The 21,306-nt window shown below is 56.0% G+C and carries 23 protein-coding genes and 2 pseudogenes; 13 read left to right on the forward strand and 12 right to left on the reverse strand.

The features are described from left to right. Positions 1–25: 25 nt before the first annotated feature. A pseudogene (locus HCK03_RS15290) lies at positions 26–288 on the reverse strand (ferric-rhodotorulic acid/ferric-coprogen receptor FhuE); the annotation flags it as partial. Between the two features lie 77 nt (positions 289–365). Between HCK03_RS15290 and HCK03_RS15295 the strand changes: the two are divergent. Both HCK03_RS15295 and HCK03_RS15300 read left to right on the forward strand, forming a co-directional pair. Beyond that, complete coding sequence (locus HCK03_RS15295) at positions 366–1,112, forward strand: DeoR/GlpR family DNA-binding transcription regulator (RefSeq protein ID WP_123551347.1); 747 nt, start codon at positions 366–368, stop codon at positions 1,110–1,112. Positions 1,113–1,125: 13 nt separating this feature from the next. Continuing rightward, the gene (locus tag HCK03_RS15300; protein WP_123551346.1) at positions 1,126–2,208 is read left to right on the forward strand and encodes an oxidoreductase; all 1,083 of its coding nucleotides are present in this window, start codon (positions 1,126–1,128) and stop codon (positions 2,206–2,208) included. Positions 2,209–2,403: 195 nt separating this feature from the next. On the opposite strand, the gene umuC is transcribed toward HCK03_RS15300, so the two are convergent. Together umuC and umuD are read right to left on the reverse strand one after the other, a co-directional pair. Beyond that, entirely contained in the window at positions 2,404–3,666 is a 1,263-nt protein-coding gene (umuC, locus tag HCK03_RS15305) for a translesion error-prone DNA polymerase V subunit UmuC (RefSeq protein WP_115192943.1), read from the reverse strand. Next, positions 3,650–4,087, reverse strand: a complete 438-nt coding sequence (umuD, locus tag HCK03_RS15310; protein ID WP_052474614.1) for a translesion error-prone DNA polymerase V autoproteolytic subunit — start codon at positions 4,085–4,087, stop codon at positions 3,650–3,652. The genes umuC and umuD overlap by 17 nt, the downstream gene beginning before the upstream one ends. A gap of 277 nt (positions 4,088–4,364) precedes the next feature. On the opposite strand from umuD, the gene HCK03_RS15315 reads away from it, so the two are divergent. From HCK03_RS15315 to HCK03_RS26395, 6 genes and pseudogenes are all read left to right on the forward strand, one after another. Then, the gene (locus HCK03_RS15315) at positions 4,365–4,559 is read left to right on the forward strand and encodes a hypothetical protein (RefSeq protein WP_041145231.1); all 195 of its coding nucleotides are present in this window, start codon (positions 4,365–4,367) and stop codon (positions 4,557–4,559) included. 157 nt (positions 4,560–4,716) lie between these two features. Continuing rightward, a complete protein-coding gene (locus HCK03_RS15320) occupies positions 4,717–4,962 on the forward strand; it encodes a DinI family protein (protein WP_041145229.1) in 246 nt (81 codons plus the stop codon). Positions 4,963–5,717: 755 nt separating this feature from the next. Beyond that, positions 5,718–5,837: a small membrane protein gene (locus tag HCK03_RS15325; protein WP_139339383.1), complete on the forward strand. Its 120-nt coding sequence runs from the start codon at positions 5,718–5,720 to the stop codon at positions 5,835–5,837. Between the two features lie 282 nt (positions 5,838–6,119). Next, positions 6,120–6,215, forward strand: a complete 96-nt coding sequence (locus HCK03_RS26655; RefSeq protein WP_353853576.1) for a YnaM/YnfT family protein — start codon at positions 6,120–6,122, stop codon at positions 6,213–6,215. A gap of 592 nt (positions 6,216–6,807) precedes the next feature. Next, positions 6,808–7,380, forward strand: coding sequence for a DJ-1/PfpI family protein (locus HCK03_RS15330; protein ID WP_041145228.1), 573 nt, complete (start codon positions 6,808–6,810; stop codon positions 7,378–7,380). A gap of 246 nt (positions 7,381–7,626) precedes the next feature. After that, a pseudogene (locus HCK03_RS26395) lies at positions 7,627–7,773 on the forward strand (hypothetical protein); the annotation flags it as partial. Positions 7,774–7,815: 42 nt separating this feature from the next. Here the strand turns inward: HCK03_RS26395 and HCK03_RS15335 are convergent. Continuing rightward, entirely contained in the window at positions 7,816–8,727 is a 912-nt protein-coding gene (locus tag HCK03_RS15335; protein WP_206110954.1) for an NmrA/HSCARG family protein, read from the reverse strand. Beyond that, positions 8,720–9,568: an MBL fold metallo-hydrolase gene (locus HCK03_RS15340; RefSeq protein WP_115192997.1), complete on the reverse strand. Its 849-nt coding sequence runs from the start codon at positions 9,566–9,568 to the stop codon at positions 8,720–8,722. Before HCK03_RS15340 ends, HCK03_RS15335 begins: the two co-directional genes overlap by 8 nt. 82 nt (positions 9,569–9,650) lie before the next feature. On the opposite strand from HCK03_RS15340, the gene HCK03_RS26400 reads away from it, so the two are divergent. Next, entirely contained in the window at positions 9,651–10,577 is a 927-nt protein-coding gene (locus HCK03_RS26400; RefSeq protein WP_228283791.1) for a LysR family transcriptional regulator, read from the forward strand. On the opposite strand, the gene HCK03_RS15355 is transcribed toward HCK03_RS26400, so the two are convergent. Next, the gene (locus HCK03_RS15355; RefSeq protein WP_167691852.1) at positions 10,570–11,469 is read right to left on the reverse strand and encodes a LysR family transcriptional regulator; all 900 of its coding nucleotides are present in this window, start codon (positions 11,467–11,469) and stop codon (positions 10,570–10,572) included. The genes HCK03_RS26400 and HCK03_RS15355 overlap by 8 nt on opposite strands. 142 nt (positions 11,470–11,611) lie before the next feature. On the opposite strand from HCK03_RS15355, the gene HCK03_RS15360 reads away from it, so the two are divergent. Continuing rightward, positions 11,612–12,541, forward strand: coding sequence for an aromatic alcohol reductase (locus tag HCK03_RS15360; RefSeq protein WP_115192999.1), 930 nt, complete (start codon positions 11,612–11,614; stop codon positions 12,539–12,541). A gap of 14 nt (positions 12,542–12,555) precedes the next feature. Here the strand turns inward: HCK03_RS15360 and HCK03_RS15365 are convergent, their stop codons facing one another. Continuing rightward, a complete protein-coding gene (locus HCK03_RS15365; RefSeq protein WP_228283743.1) occupies positions 12,556–13,149 on the reverse strand; it encodes a TetR/AcrR family transcriptional regulator in 594 nt (197 codons plus the stop codon). Positions 13,150–13,223: 74 nt separating this feature from the next. Here HCK03_RS15365 and bdcA point away from each other — a divergent pair, with 74 nt between their 5' ends. Further along, positions 13,224–13,937 carry an SDR family oxidoreductase gene (bdcA, locus tag HCK03_RS15370; RefSeq protein WP_115193000.1) on the forward strand — a complete coding sequence of 238 codons (714 nt, stop codon included), beginning with the start codon at positions 13,224–13,226 and terminating at the stop codon, positions 13,935–13,937. A gap of 83 nt (positions 13,938–14,020) precedes the next feature. On the opposite strand, the gene HCK03_RS15375 is transcribed toward bdcA, so the two are convergent. Next, complete coding sequence (locus HCK03_RS15375) at positions 14,021–14,257, reverse strand: YgdI/YgdR family lipoprotein (RefSeq protein ID WP_134525736.1); 237 nt, start codon at positions 14,255–14,257, stop codon at positions 14,021–14,023. A 199-nt stretch (positions 14,258–14,456) separates the two neighbouring features. Further along, a complete protein-coding gene (locus HCK03_RS15380) occupies positions 14,457–16,073 on the reverse strand; it encodes a peptide ABC transporter substrate-binding protein (protein WP_167691853.1) in 1,617 nt (538 codons plus the stop codon). A 188-nt stretch (positions 16,074–16,261) separates the two neighbouring features. Between HCK03_RS15380 and mpaA the strand changes: the two genes are divergently transcribed. Further along, positions 16,262–16,975: a murein tripeptide amidase MpaA gene (gene mpaA / locus HCK03_RS15385; protein WP_076945412.1), complete on the forward strand. Its 714-nt coding sequence runs from the start codon at positions 16,262–16,264 to the stop codon at positions 16,973–16,975. Here mpaA and ycjG read toward each other — a convergent pair. Next, complete coding sequence (gene ycjG, locus HCK03_RS15390; RefSeq protein ID WP_041145225.1) at positions 16,966–17,931, reverse strand: L-Ala-D/L-Glu epimerase; 966 nt, start codon at positions 17,929–17,931, stop codon at positions 16,966–16,968. The two genes, mpaA and ycjG, sit on opposite strands and share 10 nt — an antisense overlap. A gap of 103 nt (positions 17,932–18,034) precedes the next feature. On the opposite strand from ycjG, the gene tpx reads away from it, so the two are divergent. Continuing rightward, positions 18,035–18,541: a thiol peroxidase gene (gene tpx, locus HCK03_RS15395; protein ID WP_041145224.1), complete on the forward strand. Its 507-nt coding sequence runs from the start codon at positions 18,035–18,037 to the stop codon at positions 18,539–18,541. A gap of 71 nt (positions 18,542–18,612) precedes the next feature. Here tpx and HCK03_RS15400 read toward each other — a convergent pair whose 3' ends face one another. Continuing rightward, positions 18,613–19,668 carry an AbrB family transcriptional regulator gene (locus HCK03_RS15400; protein ID WP_167691854.1) on the reverse strand — a complete coding sequence of 352 codons (1,056 nt, stop codon included), beginning with the start codon at positions 19,666–19,668 and terminating at the stop codon, positions 18,613–18,615. 69 nt (positions 19,669–19,737) lie between these two features. Then, positions 19,738–21,279: a transcriptional regulator TyrR gene (gene tyrR / locus HCK03_RS15405; RefSeq protein WP_115193003.1), complete on the reverse strand. Its 1,542-nt coding sequence runs from the start codon at positions 21,277–21,279 to the stop codon at positions 19,738–19,740. Positions 21,280–21,306 lie beyond the last annotated feature (27 nt).

The following is a 21,306-nucleotide window of genomic DNA, read 5'->3' on the forward strand; positions in this document are numbered from 1 at the left end:
TGCGAGGCGCCTGCGGGAGCGGTAATCAGAACCTGTAGTTCATGCTCAGCGAAACGCTGCGCGGCTCCCCGTACACCGCGGAATCATCGAGGTAGGCGTCATATTCACGATCGAAGAGGTTGTTGATATTGGCGTGAACAGGCTCACCAGCAGGTAGCTGCCCTGATACAGGCGCTGCGTTTCGCCATCCGGCCCGCTGAGGTCTTTGTAGACCCGATTCTGCCAGGTTACCCCGCCGCCGACGGTTCGCACGGGCAGCGCCGGGATACGATAGCGCGTGAAGAGCTTGCGCTGGCGCGGGATTTCTTTTGCCGTAAAATGCTGTATTATGCGATTTATTGCAGCAATTTGCAGGATTGAAGACCGTGCACAAAACCGCCAGACAAAAATACCTCCTGGATATCATTAGCGAAAATGGCCAGGTCAGCATCAGCGAGCTGGTCGACAGGCTGCAGGTTTCCGCGGACACCGTTCGCCGCGACCTGACCGATCTGCAAAAGCAGGGGCTGGCGCAAAAGAATCACGGCGGCGCTATCGCCCTCGACCTGTCAGCGATGAACCGCCAGGGCAGAAACGCTCTGCTGCCGAAGACCAAACAGCGGCTGGGTAAAATGGTGGCGGAGAAAATTCCCGCCGGCTCGACGATCTTTTTAGATGCCGGCAGCACCGTGCTGGCCGTCGCCAGCCACATCAAAGAGCCAATGACCGTCATCACCCCCTCTTTAGACATCGCCCAGCACTTCAGCGACCGGGCGGATATTCAGCTGATCCTGCTCGGCGGAAGGTGGGATATGCAGCAGCGTCTGTTTGCCGGCAGCGCCACCCTCGCGCTGCTCGCGCGCTATCGGGCTGATATCGCTATTCTCGGCGCCTGCGCGCTGCATGCGCAGCTGGGCTTAAGCGCCAGCCAGGAGGCCGACGCCGAGATCAAGCGCGCCATGCTGGCGGCCAGCACCGAGTGCTGGCTGGTTGCCGACCATATGAAACTGAACCACTGCGAGCCCTATCTGGTCGCCGGATTAGCCGAAATTCATCAGCTATTTTTAGATACGGCCTGGGAAGAAGCCGGGGACGATATTTCAACGCACATCAACATTGCTGACGCTCAATAGCGTGGAGAGAATAATGAACAAAGTTATCGCCGGTGACGGTAAGAACATTAATATTGCGCTGATCGGTTATGGGTTCGTGGGCAAAACATTCCATGCGCCGCTGATCCGCTCGATTGACGGCCTGAAGCTGGCCGTCGTCTCTTCTCGCGACGAGGAGAAAGTTAAGCGCGACATTCCCGATGTTACCGTCATCGCCTCACCCGAAGAGGCGATCCGGCATCCGGATATCGATCTCGTGGTGATCGCCTCCCCTAACGCCACCCACGCCCCGCTCGCCAAACTGGCGCTAAACGCCGGTAAGCACGTGGTGGTTGATAAACCCTTTACCCTCGATATGCAGGAAGCTCGCGAACTTATCGCCCTGGCGCAGGAGAAGCAGCTGCTGCTCTCGGTATTCCACAACCGCCGCTGGGACAGCGACTTCCTCGGGATCAAGCAGGTTATTGAGCAGGGGCTTATCGGCAACGTGAAGCACTTTGAGTCGCATTTCGACCGCTTCCGCCCGGAAGTTCGCGTGCGCTGGAGAGAGCAAAACGTGCCGGGAAGCGGCCTGTGGTTTGATTTAGGCCCGCACCTGATCGATCAGGCCCTGCAGCTGTTTGGCCTGCCGCAGTCGGTGCAGGGCAACATCGCCACTCTGCGCCAGGGCGCGGAGATCAATGACTGGGCGCACGTGGTCTTAAATTACCCCCAGCACAAGGTCATTCTGCACTGCAGCATGCTGGTCGCCGGCGGCAGCGCGCGCTTTACTGTTCACGGTGACCAGGGCAGCGCGGTCAAACAAAAAGCCGACCAGCAGGAGAGCCAGCTGCTGGCGGGCGTCATTCCCGGCAGCGCAGGCTGGGGCCAGGATGACGATAGCCTGAGCATTTTTGACGCGCAATCGCAGGTTCAGGAAGTGGGCGCGCCGCAGGGCGATCAGCGTCAGTACTACATCAACGTGCGCGATGCGCTCACCGGCAAGATTGAAAACCCGGTGCAGCCGCTGCAGGCGCTCGCCGTCATGGCCGTGCTGGAGGCCGCCGTTCTCTCCGCAGAAACCGGCACGCTGCAGACGTTAGCGCTCACCGCCGACGAGCTGGCCGCGCTGAAGTAATCGTCGTATAAACATGGCCTGCGGCTTCGCAGGTCATGTCCTTCCCCCGGCTTCAGCCCAGGGCTTCGTTTTCCGGCACGATCCCCATCATCTTCCAATAATGCGCGGTAAGCCGCGACGTCGCCAGCGCGACATTGCGATCCAGCGCGGCCTGCAGCAGCCGCTCGTTGGTCGCGCCGTGAATACCCCGGCGGCCTATTTGACGACGGGCAAATCGGCGTAGCGGGTCGTATAGCCGGGCGATAGCATCTCACGCTTCATCGCCCAGCTTTTTTGAATGCCCTGCCCGGCAAACCACACGCTGCCGCGACCCGAGCGATTCAGTCTATCCACCACCTGCATCAGCGCGGCGCTGTTCGCCTGCGGCTGATACTCATCAAAGAGGTTGAGCTGCGCCACGCCCTGACTGAAGAAATCCCCCAGCATGATACCGGCTTTCATATAGCGAAAGCCGTCCTTCCACACTCTGTCCAACGCGTGAATAGCGACGCGAATAATGTCCCGGGTATCGTCGGAAGGCGTTGCCAGCCGACCGCTGGCCTGGGGAGCGTAGAAGGCTTCATTTTCGGCGTGCGGGCTGGTCCGCATAAAGACGCTAACCGCGCGGCAGTACTGCTTCTCTACCCTGAGCTTTTCCGCCGCGCGTTCAGCATAGGCGCAAACCGCCTGATGCATATCGCTATATTGGGTAATGCGGTGGCCAAACGAACGGCTACAGATAATCTGCTGTTTGGTCGGCGCAAACTCATCCGTCTGCAGGCAGGATTCCCCCCGCAGCTCGCGCACCGTGCGCTCCAGCACGACGTTAAAGTGCTTACGTATCACCCAGGTAGAGCTGTCGGCAAGCTGCAGCGCGTTTTCGATGCCCATCAGCTCCAGCTTTTTTGCGATCCGACGACCCACGCCCCAAACTTCATGCACCGGCACCAGAGCGAGCAGCTTACGCTGGCGATCGCGATTCGATAGTTCGACCACGCCGCCGGTTTTACTCCACGTTTTAGCCGCGAAATTCGCCAGCTTGGCGAGCGTTTTAGTCGGCGCGATGCCAACCCCAACCGTAAGTCCGGTATGCTTCAGGACCCGAGCGCGCATTTGCTGGCCGAAGGTCTCAAGCGGCATATAGCTGGAGATACCGGCTAAATTAACGAAGGCCTCATCGATGGAGTAGATTTCAATCGCCGGCGCCATCTCCGTTAGCGTCATCATCACCCGGTGGCTGAGATCGGCATAGAGGGCATAGTTCGAGCTAAAAACAGCCACCTGCAAACGCTGCAGATCGTCTTTAATTTTGAAATAAGGCGCCGCCATGGGAATACCCAGCGCCTTTGCCTGCGCCGAGCGTGAAATAATACAGCCATCGTTATTTGACACCACCACCACCGCTTTTCCCTGCAGGTCTGGCCGGAAAACGGTTTCGCAGGAGGCATAGAAGCTGTTGACATCAACAAGCGCGAACATGTCGGTGTGATTTTAAGCTGAAGGTGACCACGCCGAATATTTGCAGCTCCTCTCCCGGCTGACAGACAACGGGGGAATAGCTGAGGTTACGCGGTATGAGCTGAAGGACAGGCCGGGTTTGCAGCTCCTTGACGGTAAACTCGCCGGCGACGGCAGCAATCACAATATCGCCATGCTCCGCGGTTAGCGAGCGGTCAACCACCAGCAGGTCGCCATCATCAATCCCGGCCCCCGTCATTGAATCACCGCTCACCCTGACAAAGTAGGTCGCGTTTGGGTGCCTGATGGCCAGCTTATTCAAATCAAGGGTATCCTCGACATAGTCCTGGGCCGGGCTGGGAAAGCCGCAGGGAACAAGATCGCGAAACAGCGGCACCAAAAACCGTGGCGACGACTCAACCGGCTTGTAGAACGTCAACATAAACTCACCTGGCATAATAACTGTGTTTATATACAGTATTAATAAATCATCAGGGTTAATCAAGCCGCTCATGCTCCGTTATCGCGAAGGCCTTGAAGTTCGGCCATATTTAGGCGGATGCTGCGGCTCGCAGCGCCAGGCGGCGCTAAAAATAACGCGTCTCTGGCAATCTCACGCGATTCGTAGCAGGATAGATGCTTGCAAGCAGCGCGTTATGGTGAGGTACCATAACCACAAACTATGGCGATTCGTCCGACATACTGAACGGGAGATTCTTATGTACTACACGTTAGGAGATACCACCCTCCACTTTTATCGCTATCAGTGCCGTTTCTACGTTGCCCACTGGGATGGCGGCAACGTAATGACCGACAAGTTTAAGCAGTTCATCGAGCTGATTACTGAAAAAACGGGAATTGACGCGAAGAACGTCGAGGCGGTTGCGCGAGACTATTTTAACAACGTCGATTAACGGTTGTTCAGTAGCTGAATAACCGACCACCGCTTATTACGTACAAGCCCTGTGCTGGCCGGCTGGCGAGGCGGAAAATGCGCGCTGTTCTCCCTCTCGCCTTGACACTGTACAAAAAAACAGTATAACTACTGCCTACCGTTACAGGAGCCAAAGCATGTTTGTAGAACTGGTTTATGACAAAAGAAATTTTGAAGGGTTAGCCGGGGCCAGAGAGACCATTATGGCTGAACTCACCAAACGTATTCACCGCATTTTTCCTGAAGCTGACGTTCGCGTTAAGCCGATGATGACGCTGCCCGCCATCAATACGGATGCCAGCAAGCATGAAAAGGAGCAGATCAGCCGCGCCGTTCAGGAGATGTTTGAAGAAGCGGATATGTGGATGACCGCAGACGAATAAACCAGGCCGCCGCGTTGATATCAACAGCGTTTTTTCAGGGACCAGCGTTAGCATTACCCAATACTGTTCCCTGGATATCAATTTGCCCTGCAAATATTTTCCCTGGCCACCGGCGCTGCTCGCCGGCCGTTTAAATACGCTCTCCTGTTCACCTGACTTAAATTTATCCGCGACCAGAGAAACAAGTAGCGGCATCAACACCAGACACAAACTGACTCCCTGAATATTACGTAATTTTATATTCACAATCTGAATATAATGAAACCCACTGCAGATTATCCCGACCATAGCGGCTGAGGAATAACTCCCGTCGTACCCATAGCCCTTTTTTCAGGCAACGTTGCCGCAAAATATTCTGGCAACGGCCGGCAGCTTACGCGGGCAACACCGATCGGCGGCATCCTTTTCCCTACGCATTCCCTTCACGGCGATTTTCGTCCGAGGGTGAGCCTATGTTTCTAAATTGTTTCAGTCAGTTAGTTCATGAAAACGGCACAAATGATGCTCACTTTTGGCCCTCACAGCCCAAATCCCCTCTAGCATCTTTAAGCAAAATAGCGGCGATTAATTGAAATATTATGCTACACCGATGCGAAGGCATCCATATGAAAACCCAGCATTCATTCATAAACATCATTAAAAAATTTTTTTTGATAACTATGAAAAATATTTCATTAGGATTTTTCTTAATGCGAGAGTAAATTTCTTCGCATAAAAGCAAGAATATCCATAAATTTCTCGGGGAATAAACGCGTATGGCGAATTTACTCTTTTTAGCACTGGCGGTCGCACTGCTCCTGGTCGCTGTTTTTTCTCTTATTTCGTATATAAGAGATCGCAAGAAACAAAAGTTTACCTTCAAAAAAAGACGCTAGCGGCAACAACGTTAGGGGGACGAGCACGCGTTGAGTCCCTTTAACCTACGCAGCCGGGCGCGCGCAGGGGCCGTCCTTGACGGTATCTCTTTGAAATAGCTTAAATAGCCAGAATTACTGCGCTGTACCCAGGCTTGGGGAAGCGAGAAATATATTATTGCATCACGTCAGGCCATCGCATCCCGAACGGGTTCTGTTTATTTTTATTTGCGGAACTATTGCTCAGGTACGCAGTCTGATTACTGTCTGTATAAAACTATCGAGACTGCTGTGACCACACTTATGATTGTTGTAACAACGCTTGCCGTGCTTAGTCTGTTCGTATTGAGTCTGGCAAAAGTTGGAATCGCTGTATCCAATAACCCCGACGAGTTCTGATTGCTCTTCGGGCCATCGTCGAATCACCAAACTCCCTGTCGCTGATCCTACATACCGCACGTCAGCGATTATCGTTTTTCCGTACCGCCGCCCTCTTCTTTTTTGCAGAACCCTCTCCTTTGCAGAAGCGCTTTACCACCGCGGGTGCCCGCCGCTTCCTTCCGCTGCCGTCACCTCTCTCCGATCCGTCACCCGGAGCCGCTGACGCACTGGCCGAGGAGACGGCCGGCAAACCTACTCCTTCGTTCGCTTACGCCGATATTTACGCTTAAATTTAAGATCGATGGCAAAAATAACCACGATAACACCGACAAGCCATAACAGGGTGGCACCAGTTTCAGCAACGTTCACAACATCCCTTTATCCATCACTTAATGTTATGGGTAACATTAAGAACCATATAAAACCAGTAAGCAATCGTTTTCGTTACAATTGTATGGCAAATAAATGGCGGAATGTCGCATCCGCAAGCAACAGCTCAGAAATCCGCCGCCGGCGGATGGAATGAAGCTCCCAGGGCAGAAATTGACGGTTCGCATTCCCTCTTCCACCAGGCTATATCTTAGACACCTTTATACGTACAGGAGTGATGATGGTGAGCAAGAAGATTCTGATGCTGGTGGGCGACTACGCCGAAGATTACGAAACGATGGTGCCGTTTCAGGCATTGCAGATGATTGGTCATCAGGTTGACGCGGTGTGCCCCGATAAAACCAAAGGTGACTACATCATGACGGCGATCCACGATTTTGACGGTGCCCAGACCTATAGCGAAAAACCCGGCCACCGCTTTGTTCTTAACGCCGACTTTTCCGCAGTGAAAGAACAGGATTACGACGCGCTGCTGATCCCCGGCGGACGGGCGCCTGAATATCTGCGCCTGAATGAGGAGGTGCTCAAGCTGGTGCAGGCGTTTGACCGCGCGGGTAAGCCGATTGCCGCCGTTTGTCACGGCCCGCAGCTGCTGGCCGCGGCCGGCGTGCTAAAAGGACGTACCTGCAGCGCCTATCCGGCCTGTGCTCCGGAAGTCCGGCTCAGCGGCGGACACTATGCCGACATCGGTATCGATCAGGCGCACGTTGACGGCAACCTGGTCACCGCTCCCGCCTGGCCCGCACACCCGCAGTGGCTGGCGAAATTTGCCGAAGTGCTGCAGCAGCAATAGGTTGAACCGACACGTCAAAGCGGGCGAAGGCCGCTGGCAGGCGGTAATGGCGTGGAGAACCGCGCCATTACCGAATCACGATGAGATAACGAACTACGGGTGCTTGGTTATGTACTCGTCCCATAACATTATGTTTGATAATGGTTTTTTCTTATCTGCAAAAACCGATACCGACATTATTACCGCAGGCAAAAAAGTTTCTGTTTGCCGCTAATATCGCTCTCGCCTTAAGAGGCGCAAACGCATTTTGACTGGTTCGCGATGTTCGCCGCCATGAACCTGCGTGCATCATCGGTCTGGACGCGTCAGCAGTTGAATTGGCAACCCACCGGCCCCGGCCTGCTCGACGATTTGCAGAATATGGATTACGCCTCGCTATTATCGTCCCGATAGCCCCTTCCCGGCGCCACATTGCTGGAGCCGGGTAAAGCGGGTTTACCGGTTAAACTCCCAACTGGCAGAGGTTGCCAGCGCCCGTTCGAAAGCCTCTCGCCCGCTTCCCGCCAGCCACGACTCAAAGGATTGCAGCTGCGGATTCATTTGCCGCATCGTCTCCAGGGAGGCGTGCCCCACCAGCCGTCCATCATCCACCAGCGCGGTCAGCTTTTGCAGAAAGGGATTGGCGGCCAGCACCTCATCGGAAAAACGAGAATAGGGAATCAGCCGCCCTGCTGCTGCGGAGAACCGTTCCTGAAGCTGCTGACCAGTGACGACATCGCTGGCGATGTCAAACGTTTTACCTTTAAACCGCTCTGGCCCAGCGTAAATCGCGGCGACAATTTTACCGATATCTTCAACCGCGATAACCTGCACGAAGCCTTCAGGCTGCATAAAAAAGGTAAAACGGCTTTCATCAAGCCCGAAACCGGGCATCACCAGCAGTTCCATAAACATGGCTGGTCGCACGATAGTCGAAATAATTGGCAGCGTACGAATATAGCGTTCGATTTCAGCTTTTGTGTCGAAATGCGCAAGACCCGTTGGTTTATCACCCACCGCGCTACCTGAAGAGTAGACCAGGTGCTGTACACCGTACTCGACGGCAAGACTGGCGATCGTCTTACCATAGCGAACTTCATCGTCGTCGGTTACCGTCCCTCCCGGTGAACTGGGCTGGACGCTGAAAACGCCGTATACGCCTTTCATCGCATCTCTCATCGCGTCGACATCATCGAACGTCCCGGTCACCATTTCAGCACCCGAATCCCGAAGGGCGAGCGATACCTGAGAGGAGGGATTACGCACCATAACGCGTACCGGCCAGCCGTTATTGAGTAGCGCCCTTGCCACGGAGCCGCCCTGCTGACCCGTTGCGCCGAAAACCAATATGAAAGATCGGTTATTCATCATTATTGTCACTCGCCTCCATCCAGCCATAGTTCCCATGCCCGTCGACGCTAAGCCAGCCGCAGGACTGTCCGGCGAAATGTGCGCTAAGCCACAGGGCATGATGTTCCGCACACCACGCCATCGCCCAATGTCGGGATTTTTCCGCCTGCTCGTGGTCGCCGCAAAACACCGAATTCCATGCCGGGTGGCTAAACTGCAACGGTGAATGCACAATATCTCCGGCAAAAAAGGCATATTCACCGCCGCAGGACAATATCAATGCCGCATGATCGGGGCTGTGCCCGGGCGTTGGCACATAGCATATTCGTCCGCCAAACAACGGCTGTGCAGCAACATCTATTGTTTCCAGCAGGCCCGCTTCAATCACCGGCAGCAGGCTGTCGAGCCATAAATTCCGGTAGCGTTCGCTGTCTTTTACCCGCATCAGCTCTTTCTCAGAGCAGAAATATCGCGCATTAGGAAACAGCGGCACCCAACGATTTTCACGCCAAACGGTATTCCAGCCGACATGGTCAGTATGCAGGTGCGTCATTAATACCAACGTCACCTCTTCCGGCTTGATACCTGTTGCCAGAAGGTTCTCCAGATAGGGCGTGTCTAACTGATGATAAAACGGATTATTCCCGCGATCGCGGTCGTTACCGGTCCCGGTATCAATCACAATAATATCGTCGGGGGTGCGGACGACCCAACTATGTATTGATAGTGAAACCGGTTGGTTAGCCTCATCAGAATCCGCTGACTGGAGAGAGTCTGGATATAAATCCGCTACCGAAATGTGAATTTCACGTTCCAGCACTTTAAAAATAACGCTGTCGCCTGTTCGATACTGTTGCATCAAGCCCTCCGCGCATGGTTGATTTTTCCGGGTGATGTTCACTATCCTTCTGGCAGGAATAACATTCAAATTGATTATTATGATGAAGAAAATCATTGAAAATGATTTCAGCCGAATAGATTTGAATCTGCTGACAGTCTTTCTGGTGCTATACCGGGAGGGCAGCGTCACCCGCAGCGCAGAGGTTCTGCATCTGGGGCAGCCCGCCATCAGCGGGGCGCTGAAACGGCTGCGCGAGATGTTCAACGACCCGCTGTTTGTACGCAGCGCCAAAGGGATGCTGCCGACACCGCGCGCTGAAGCGTTGATGGTCAATATGCAGCCGCTGATGGAAAACCTGCATACGGTGATGTTTGGTGCACAGGACTTCTCTCCCGCCACGGCAAAGCACACCTTTCGACTGGGCATGAGCGACTGGAGCGAGCACTGGCTGATGCCAGATTTATTGCCCGCCATCGCCCATGAAGCACCGGGCGTGGAGCTGCATATTGTCGCCGCCGATCCCTTTCAGGTTCGTCGATTACTGGAAGACGATGTTATTGATATTGCCGTTTCGCTGAATAAGCCGAGCACCGGTGAAGTCGTCAGCGAGCCGGTCATGACGATGGGGGTTTCCACGCTCTGGTCGCCACAACAGATCCCTTGTGATGGGCCATTGTCGATAAACGACTTTATCGCTTATGAGCACATCATGGTGTCGTATCGCGAATCAAACCACAGCGAAATTGACCGCCAGCTCGCCGATCAGGGGTTACAACGTCACGTGCGTTATGTGACAGCGAATTTTTCTACCTTTCCTCTGCTGTTAACCACCATGCCGGTTTTCGCCACGGTTCCCGACGGGCTGGCCCAACGCTGGCAGCAGCATTTTGCTTTGCGCTCCAGCGAAACGCCCGTGAATTATCCCACTTTTACGCTGTGCATTTTGCGCCACAAGCGCCGGGTACAGGATCCTGCGCTGAACTGGTTGATGGAAAAGTTAAAACAGGCCATGCAGAGCACTACATAACCTGCTGGTGCAAAACTGCACGGCTCCACTCATAAAAAGCGCGAACCGAAGGCGGAAGATAGCGGTTTTGCGGATAGACAAGGGAAAGCGGCAGATCGAAAGTAAAATTGTCCATGCAGGAAACCAGCGCCCCACTCTTCAAATATGGCGCAACCAGATAGCTGGCAACACGAATGAGTCCAAGACCTTCGATACCAGCCTGGATGTAGGCATCCGTATCATCAACGACTAGCGTCTCTTTCATACGGATCGCACAATCGCCGTCATCACGTGTAAAAAACCACTCGGTGGTACGTCCGGTGCGGTGGTTCAGGTAGCCAACTGCATGATGCCTTTCCAGATCGTCAAACGTCACTGGCTTGCCATGGCGCTCAATGTACGTCGGCGACGCCAGAACCACCCACCTAAAATTCGCCAGAGGTCGCGCGACCAGCGTCGTTGAATCCTCGATCCTGCCGGTGCGGATCACGCAGTCATACCCTTCCTGAATGATGTCTTCCACGTTATCGCTGGAACAGAGTATCAACTCCAGTTCGGGATACTGGCGCAGAAATGCCGGGAGCCGGGGAAGAATGCAATGTCGGGCGAGAGACTGCGGCATCCCGACTTTAAAACGGCCTCTGGGCTGTGCAGTTCTGCCGGGAAATGAAGACTCCATTGTTGCAATATCCGCCAGGAGACTTTTGCACTCATCGTAGTAACGGCGGCCCTCTGCGGTCACGCTAAGTTTGCGGGTGGTACGCTGTAAAAGCTGAATCCCCAGGTATGCCTCCAGCGCCTTAACGACCCGCGATACCGTTGAACGCGGTAGCCCCAGCACTTCTGCCGCCCTGGCGAAGCTATGGGTATCTACCACGTGAACATAGACCTGCATTGATTCCAGCTTATCCATATTCCCACCGTGCCTGAACGCGTTGATTATCCCATTTTTACGAACAGTCTAACCTGTATTCATCGTCTTATCGAATGAGGCACGCTGACGTAACCTTTCTCTACTCGCAGAAAACAGGCGATTTAACAAAGTGAGGTTCCACATGAAAGAACGTAATATTAAGACGAGCGAGAGAGTATTAGTGCTGGGAGCGGGACAACTGGGGGCCGCCGTGCTGGACTCACTGATTCCGGCTGTCACGCAGCACAATGGCGCCGTCTCCGTTATCGTGTCGCCCGGCTCCTGGGATACACAAGGCAAACTGCAATCTGAAACTCATCAAAAACTGTCTGATGCGGGGGCAGAATTTATCGCTGTCGATGTCGCCGCTAGCGCGATTGAATCATTAAAAAACTACTTTGCGGATTTTGATACCGTAATTAACTGCATGGGGTTTGTCGCTGGCGCAGGTACCCAGATAAAAATTACCCGCGCGGTGCTGGAAGCTGGCGTTAGCCGCTATTTCCCCTGGCAGTTTGGCGTGAATTACGATGTGGTCGGCAAAGGGAGCGGTCAACCCGTCTGGGACGAGCAGTATGACGTCAGGACGCTGCTGCGGGAACAAAACACGACGCAATGGGTCATTGTTTCAACCGGCATGTTTACCAGTTTTCTCTTCGAACCGGCATTCGATGTGGTGAATTTATCCGAAAATACCATCAATGCGCTTGGGGGATGGAACACGCAGGTGACCGTCACCTCTCCTGCGGATATTGGCCGACTAACCACCGAAATTTATTTGCATCAGCCGCGAATCATAAATGAAGTGATATTTGTCGCGGGTGAAACAACCTCCTATGGAAAACTGGCGGAAACCGTTGAACGCGTGACAAATCAAACCTTTGCCAAAGACGTATTGACCCTACCCACGCTACTGGATGAACTGCGTTTAAATCCGGGTGACCCGATGCTTCGCTATCGTGCAGCTTTCGCCAGGGGAGACGGCATGTGGTGGCCGATGATCAACACCTGGAATGTACAGAATAATATTCCGACTCAGGATATTGAATCCTGGCTAAAAACAGTCATTTAATTGAAACGCTGGCATCAGCGTGAAAGTATCTGTCGCAGCGCCAGACCCGCCAGGCGTACGGTTTCCCGTAGACGCTCCAGGCTATCCCCTGCCCGCGCTTTCGCGGAGAGACCAGACATCAGCGTACTCATAAAGTCGGTCAACCGAACGGCGTCCTGCGGATATTGCCTGGCAATATAGTCCCGAAGGCTATTTTCAGCGGCAGTATGCAGCGCGCACGCCGCCTCGCGAGCCTCGGGATCGTTGCAATGGGTGCCTTCCAGCACCAGGCACCCGGCAGCGGTCAAATCAGTAACGTAACGTCTCGCTGCCTCGTTCAGAACATCTATCAAACATTCAACTACTGGGCGATCGTTACGCAAAAGCGACGTAAAAGGGATCGCGCCGGTATGGCTATAGCGCTCCAATACGCGGGTATACAGCCCGAACTTACTGCCAAAGGCAGCATAGAAGCTGGGCGGATTGATGCCGATCGCTTTTGTCAGGTCAGCAACACTGACTGCGTCATAACCCCGTGAGTGAAAAAGGTGTTGCGCGGTTTCAATGGCCTGCACGGGATCAAACTGGCGGGGGCGTCCCGGGGTGCGACTATTTTTTGTAGTGCTCACTACATTACTCCTTGACGGCATGATCTTTCGAAGCATATTGTAATCATCACTACAATATCATGAGGAACAGGTTTATGGCTGCATTACACAAGAAATCGGTACTGGTGTTGGGCGGGAGTCGTGGTATTGGCGCGGCTATCGTACGACGCTTTGCTTCAGATGGCGCTTCAGTCGTTTTCACCTACGCCGGATCGCCGGAAGCCGCAGCGAAACTGGCAACGGAAACCGGAAGTACCGCAGTTCAGACGGACAGCGCCGATCGTGACGCGGTGATAAAGCGGGTGCGTGACAGCGGGCCGCTGGATGTGCTGGTGGTCAATGCCGGTATCGCCATTTTCGGTGATGCGCTGGAGCAAGATAGCGATGCCATCGACAGCCTGTTCCGTATCAACATTCACGCGCCTTACCATGCTGCCGTCGAGGCGGCCCGTAAAATGCCTGAAGGCGGGCGCATTATTGTTATCGGCTCCGTAAATGGCGACCGTATGCCGGTCCCGGGAATGGCGGCCTATGCCGTCAGCAAGTCGGCCTTGCAAGGGTTAGCACGCGGCTTAGCGCGTGACTTTGGCCCGCGCGGGATTACGGTTAACGTCGTGCAACCCGGTCCCATCGATACCGATGCCAACCCGGAAAATGGCCCAATGAAAGAATTGATGCACAGCTTTATGGCTATCAAACGGCATGGACGCCCTGAAGAAGTGGCGGGAATGGTCGCCTGGCTGGCAGGCCCGGAAGCGTCATTTGTGACAGGAGCCATGCACACCATCGACGGTGCGTTTGGCGCATAATTGTATGATGACCGGCACTTCCTTAAGCGGTAGAACGATTATCGGGTTACCGCTTTTACCCTCCATCAAATGAAAATCTCACATCACCATCCCAGCTTTGTTGCCCCTTTTGTCGTCTGAACGACCTCACCGGTTTTGATGACGCGATGATAACCATAAGCATCAGCGTATTTCGTCATGCCCGTCGCAGCATCCACCTCAGGCGCTCCCTGAGTTTCAATATGCTCTCCCGACCGGGTTGTCATCGTGTATGTCGTTGTGCATCCGGTCAACATCAGTACCACAAAACCCAATACTGTGGAAATAATAGGCTTTTTCATCTCAATATCCCGTAAATAATATAATTTTCTGTACATTACCGAAAATTAAGGGAGCGGGATGAATGATTGTTGCTTTATCAGCTTTTGACGACTCCCCGCTCAGATTGAGCGAGGGTCTGAAAGAGAACCTGGCGCAACAAGCCGCGCCAGTTCTGGGTTTAGCGATGGTTGCCTGACACCATCAGGCAACCGGTACTGATTAGTGCTTGACGATATACATTGTCCGGCTATAGGCGACATCTTCCGGGTTGGTAATCGGATAGCCCTTCAGCCACGGCTTAATCAAACGTCCGTTGGTGTATTGATAAATTGGCGCAATGGGCGCTTTGGCCATGATTATCTTTTCTGCCGCGTTGTAATCATCGTTACGCGCCTTATCCGACGTCTCCTGCGCCGCCTGGGCTAAGATCTTGTCATAGCTCGGATCGTTAAAGCGGGAGATATTGCCGCTATGGGTCGAGGTCAGCAGCGACAGGAAGGTGGAAGGCTCGTTGTAATCGCCCACCCACGAGGCGCGAATCACGTCAAAATTACCGGTGTTTCGGCTATCGATATACGTTTTCCACTCCTGATTCTGTAGCTTGACGTCGACGCCGAGGTTTTTCTTCCACATTGACGCCACCGCGATGGCAATCTTCTGGTGGTTTTCCGAGGTGTTATACAGCAGCGTCAGCTGCAGCGGACGGCCAGGGCCATAGCCCGCCGCCTGCAGCAGCGCCTTGGCCTGCGCGTTCAGCTCGGCCTGGCTCATGCTCTCCGCCTGCGAGGGCTGCGGCGTAAACCCTGCCGTCACGTCCGGGGTGAAGTGCCAGGCCGGCTTTTCGCCGGTTCCCAGCACTTTTTCCGCCATCAGGCGGCGGTCGATGGTCAGGCTCAGCGCCAGGCGCACGCGCTCGTCGGCGGTCGGCCCCTTCTGCGTGTTAAAGGCGTAGTAGTAGGTGCCCAGCTGCGGCGGGGTGTACACCTGCCCCGGAATATCTTTCAGCAATTTTTGGTACAGGTTTTTCGGGAAGGACTCGGTGATATCGATATCCCCGGCCAGGTAGCGCTTGGTCGCCGACGACTCCTGGTTAATCGGTACAAAGGTCACCTGCTGGATAACCGTTTTGCCATTATCCCAGTAGTGGCTGTTAGGGACGACAACCAGCTTTTCGTTAACCACCCGGTCTTTTAACACGTAGGCCCCGTTGCCGATAAGGTTGCCCGGACGCGTCCAGTTAGCGCCGCTCTCGACGTTCGCTTTCTGTACCGGATAAAACGCAAAGCTGGCCGTCAGATTGCTGAACCACGGCAGCGGCTTATCCAGCTGCACCCGCAGCGTGCGCGCATCTACGGCGGTAACCCCCAGCGTATCGACCGCGGCCTTACCGTCGATAATATTTTGCGCATTTGTTATGCCCGCCAGCGCGGCGAACCAGGCAAAGGGTGACGTCGTTTTCGGATCTACCAGACGCTGCCAGCTGTAGACGAAGTCCTGCGCCGTAACCGGGGTACCGTCCGACCAGCGGGCGTCATCGCGCAGGGTAAAGGTCCAGACCCGGTTATCGTTGCTCTGCCAGCGGGTCGCCACGCCGGGAATAAGATTGCCCTTAGCGTCCTGGTTGACTAAACCTTCAAAAAGATCGCGGATCACCTGAATTTCCGGCAAGCCCACGGCTTTAGCGGGATCTAATGAGGCCGGCTCATCTTTAATATGCCGTACCAGTACCTGTTTCTCGGCTAAGACGGTACCCGGAGGGACATCCGCCGCCCAGGCCAGAGATGAAACGCTGGCTAACCACAGCGCGCCGCATGTCAATGTGACAGGATACTTCATAAGATCCCCTTTAAAATAAAAAAACCAGAGCTGGCAGAAGGATGATTATTTGTTTCATCACCTGAAATTGCAAACGGCTTGTGATAGAAAATTGACGCGTATTCTGATTTCATCGTCCAGGGAAACTAATTGATTCCGGGACGGTTTTACACAACACTGCTGAAAATAACCTGCTAACAGGATGCCCTATGCCCGTTTCTCGTCCTCGTACCCAGCGCGGCGCCTTTCCGCCCGGCACCCAGCGCTACGGCCAGTCACATCTTGGCGCACCGCTGCTGTGGTTCCCCGCGCCGCTGGCCGATAGCCGCAGCGGCCTGATCCTTGCCGGCACTCACGGCGATGAAAACTCGTCGGTGGTCACCCTCTCCTGCGCGCTTCGAACCCTGAAGCCCGAACTGCGTCGCCATCACGTCGTGCTGGCAGTTAACCCCGACGGCTGCCAGCTCGGGCTGCGCGCCAACGCGCGCGGCATCGATCTCAATCGCAATTTTCCCGCGGCAAACTGGAAAGAAGGGGAAACGGTCTATCGCTGGAACAGCGCGGCCGAGCAGCGCGACGTCGTGCTGCTGACCGGGGAAAAGCCCGGCTCGGAGCCGGAAACCCAGGCCCTGTGCCAGCTGATCCACCAGATCCACCCGGCGTGGGTGGTCTCGTTTCACGATCCGCTGGCCTGTATTGAGGATCCTGGCCACAGCGAGCTCGGCCAGTGGCTGGCCGACGCGTTCGCCCTGCCGCTGGTCGGCAGCGTCGGGTACGAAACGCCCGGCTCTTTCGGCAGCTGGTGCGCCGATATCGGCCTGCCGTGCATTACCGCAGAATTCCCGCCGATATCCGCCGACGAGGCCACGGAAACGTACCTGCCGGCGATGATCGACCTGCTACACTGGCACTCTCAAAGATGAAGAACGCCGGTGCTGAAATGCAGCGCCGGCTCCACATCAACCGCCAGCCAGGTCGGGCCATCGAGATCGGCGAAACGCGCCAGCGGAGCCAGCGGCAGCGCCGCTGAAATCGCCCGCGAGGTGCAGAGCATACAGCCGAGCATGCGCTCAAAGCCCTGCTGCTCCGCCTCCTGTGCGAGAAACAGCGCTTCGGTCAGGCCTCCGGTTTTATCAAGCTTGATGTTCACCATCTCATAGCGCCCGCGCAGCCGCGGCAGGCTGTCGCGGGTGTGGCAGCTCTCATCGGCGCAGACGGGCAGCGGATGAATAAAATTCTCCAGCGCCTCATCGGCGTCCGCCGGCAGCGGCTGCTCAAGCATCGCCACTCCGATATCGGCCAGCAGCTGGCAGCGCGCCGCCAGGCCATCGCTGTGCCAGGATTCATTGGCGTCAACAATCAGCGTGGCCTCCGGCACCGCGCTGCGAATGGCGATCAGCCGTTCGCTGATAAGGCGATCGTCAAGCTTGACCTTCAGCAGGCGCGCGCCCTTTTCCCACAGCGCCGCGGCGCTGGCCGCCATCTGCTCCGGGGTGCCGATCACCACCGTCTGCGCCGTCACCACCCGGTTCGGCAACGCAACCCCCAGCAGCTGCGGAATGCTTTTGCCCACGCTACGCGCCTGCAGATCCCACAATGCGCAGTCGACGGCGTTACGCGCCGCCCCCGCAGGCAGCAGATGCTGAAGCTGTTCGCGGGTCGCGCCGCTTTCCAGCTGCTCGCCAATCGTCAGAATTTGCGCCATAACCGAGGCAATGCTCTCCCCATAGCGAGGGTACGGCGTGCACTCGCCGACGCCCTTCACGCCATTCTCCTCCACCTCTACCACCACTACCTTCGCCTCGCTGCGGCTGCCGCGGGCAATCACAAACGGGGTATGTAGCGGCCAGGCTTCTTCGTACACTCGCAGGTTTCGCATTCCCAGGTTCCTCCAGGGGAAACGTTAAATAGGATTTGCCGTGCTGATAACGGATGTCATACACTACCCGTGACGTTAACTATATGTAAACAGGAAGATAAACATGTCACAAACCGTGCATTTCCAGGGCAACCCCGTTGCCGTTCAGGGCACCATTCCGCAGGCAGGCGCAGCCGCGCAGCCGTTTACGCTGGTCGCCAAAGATCTCTCCGACGTCGCGCTGAGCCAGTTCGCCGGCAAACGTAAAGTACTGAATATTTTCCCAAGCATCGATACCGGCGTGTGCGCGGCATCGGTACGTAAATTTAACCAACTGGCATCCGAGCTGAACAACACCGTTGTGCTGTGCATCTCCGCCGATCTGCCGTTCGCTCAGTCCCGCTTCTGCGGCGCTGAAGGCCTGAACAACGTCGTCACCCTGTCCACCCTGCGCGCGCCGCAGTTCCTGGCTGATTACGGCGTTGCCATTGCTGCTGGCCCGCTGGCCGGCCTGGCCGCTCGCGCAGTGGTCGTTGTTGATGAAAATGACCAGGTTGTTTACAGCCAGCTGGTGAATGAAATCACCGAAGAGCCGGACTACGATGCGGCCCTGGCTGCGCTGAAAGCGTAATCAGCCTCTGCCCCGGACCGCGCTTCACGCCCGGCCCGCATGTTCTAAGCCCTCGTTTATCGGGGGCTTTTTTATTTTCGCGGCGCATAGCGGGAGATAAACCGCGCAATCGCCGGGCCGGTCAATAAGATGGTGAACAGGCGCAAGGTCTGCATCGCCATGATAAACGACATGTCGGCTCGCGTTCCCGCCGCAATAATCGCCACCGTATCCAGGCCCCCGGGGCTGGTCGCCAGATAGGCGGTCATAAAATCGAGCGGCAGCACCTGCGTCAGGCCAAACGCCATCAGCGAGCAGAGTAAAATCAGGCCGATGATGGAGGCGAGAATCTGCGGCAGAGTCTTTAGCGCCAGCATAAAAATCTCCCGATTAAATTTTAGACCAACGCTCCAGCCAATGGCGGCATAAGCCAGCGCCAGCAGCCATTCCGGCAGCTCCAGCATCAGCCAGCCCTCTCCCTGCACCAGCGCCCCGGCCAGCATCGGCAGCAGCATCACGCCGGAAGGAAAGCGCATGCGCAGGCCCAGCCAGCCCGCGGCGGCGGTCAGCAGCAGCGTCAACGGCAGCTGCCCGCTGATGGCGGGAAACCAGACGATCTGCTGGCTCATCTCCTGCGCCTCGCCGTCAGAGGCAAAACGCACCACCAGCGCCGCCGCGCCGGCGACGAACAGCACCCGCAGATACTGCATTAAGGCCACCAGCCGCACGTCGGCGCCGTAATCCTGCGCCATGACCACCATCGCCGAAGCGCCACCCGGCGAGCTGCCCCACGCGCCGGTTGCCCCGGGTAGCGAGCTGTAGCGCACCAGCAGCCACCCGGCCAGCGCGCTGAAGGCCAGCGTAGCGAACAGAATAAACAGCACCAGCGGCCAGTGGCCGAGCAGCACGCCAAAAATTGAGGGTGTGAGGGTTTGGGCGATCATGCAGCCAATAATGGCCTGAGCGGCGATAAAAAAGGGTCGAGGTACGCTGATTGTCGTGCCGCGCAGGCTGAAGGTTATGCCGGCGATCATCGGCCCGAGCAGCAGCGCCGCGGGCAGATGTAGCCAGAACAGCACAAACGACAGCGCGGCGGAGAGGGTCAGGAGTTTCAGCCACGACAGCAGCGGGCCAGGCGACATTACCATCTGAATTCCTGGAAAATAAGTTTGCAGCACGTTGGCCGACGGTCAATCCCGCCGGCCAACGAGGCTACGCTATTCTTCACTCTTCTTTTGGCTGAGACCATACTCGCGCAGCTTATTGGCAATCGCGGTATGGGAAACCCCCAGACGCTTCGCCAGCTTACGGGTGCTCGGGAAGCTGCGGTAAAGCTGGGTCAGAACGGAACGCTCAAAGCGACGAGTAATATCGTCCAGCGAACCTTCCATCGCCTCTTCGCCTACCGGTAGCGAAGCGACGTCGCTATCCGGCAGCAGGATATCCTGGGGCCGCATTTCGTAGCCATCAAGCTGCGTCAGCGCACGATAAACCGCGTTCTTCAGCTGGCGAACGTTGCCAGGCCAGCTATAGCGGGTCAGCACCGTACTGAGATCGGCGGAAAGCTTCGGCCGCGGGATCCCCTGCTCGTCGGCAAACCGGGCGACGAACAGCTCGGTCAGCGGAATGATATCCTGCGGGCAGTCGCGCAGCGGCGGTAAATGCAGGGTCAGGACGTTAAGGCGGTAGTAAAGATCTTCGCGGAACAGACCCTTCTGTACCATCTCCACGAGGTTTTTCTGGGTGGCGCAAATCACCCGCACGTCAACGTGAACCTCGTGATCTTCCCCCACCCGGCGGAAGGTGCCGTCGTTAAGGAAACGCAGCAGCTTCGTTTGCATGCGCGGCGACATTTCGCCGATCTCATCCAGCAGCACCGAGCCGCCGTTAGCCTGCTCAAAGAAGCCTTTTTTGCCCTGAATGGCATCGCCAAACAGCTCGCTTTCCACCGCGTCTTCCGGGATAGAACCGCAGTTCAGCGCCAGATAAGGCTTGCTCGCCCGCGGGCTGGCGAGGTGGCAGGCGTGCGCCAGAAGATCTTTCCCGGTACCGGTATCGCCGACGATCAGCAGCGGCGCGCTGAGCATCGCCAGCTTGCGGGCCTGCTCAACTACGTGGCGCATTTTCGGGCCGACGGCGAGAATTTGGCTGAACGCGCTGGTATCCTGGGTCGTCATGGTCTGCAGCTGACGCCCCATACGCACGGTGGAACGCAGCATTGCCACCGCTCCGGTAAGCACGCGTTCGCCGTGCTCGCCTTCGAGGTAGACCGGCGTAATCTCCAGAACAAAGTTCTGTCCGCCAATCACCACATGCTCGCTGTGCGACTCCAGCGGGCTGCTTTCCAGCCAGCGCTGGATGTTAAAATCGGTAATCAGCTGGGCCACCGGGTGATTGCGCAGCCGCTCCTGGCTTTGCGCAAATAGCTGGCAACTGGCCGGGTTCGCCAGCTCGACTTTCCCTTTGGTGTCCAGCGAGAGCACCGGTTCCGGCATCGCCACCAGCAGCGCCGACAGCGCAAGATGCTCACGCTCAGACGGCATCCACGGCACGGTGCGCACGTCGGTCACGCCGGCGATACGGCGGATTTCCGCCATCAGGCTGCTAAAATTAGCGAACTCCAGCTCGGCAAAATTGAGGTAGATCCGGCCAATAGGGTCGATGTCGATACCGCGGAGGTCGATCCCTCGCAGCACCAGCAAATCGAGCAATTCACGGGTCAGACCAAGACGGTCCTCACAAAAGACTTCAAGACGCATAGGAGTTTTCACCCTAAAAAGGCCAAT

The organism is Klebsiella terrigena, assembly GCF_012029655.1.
GTDB classification, from domain to species: Bacteria; Pseudomonadota; Gammaproteobacteria; order Enterobacterales; family Enterobacteriaceae; genus Klebsiella; species Klebsiella terrigena.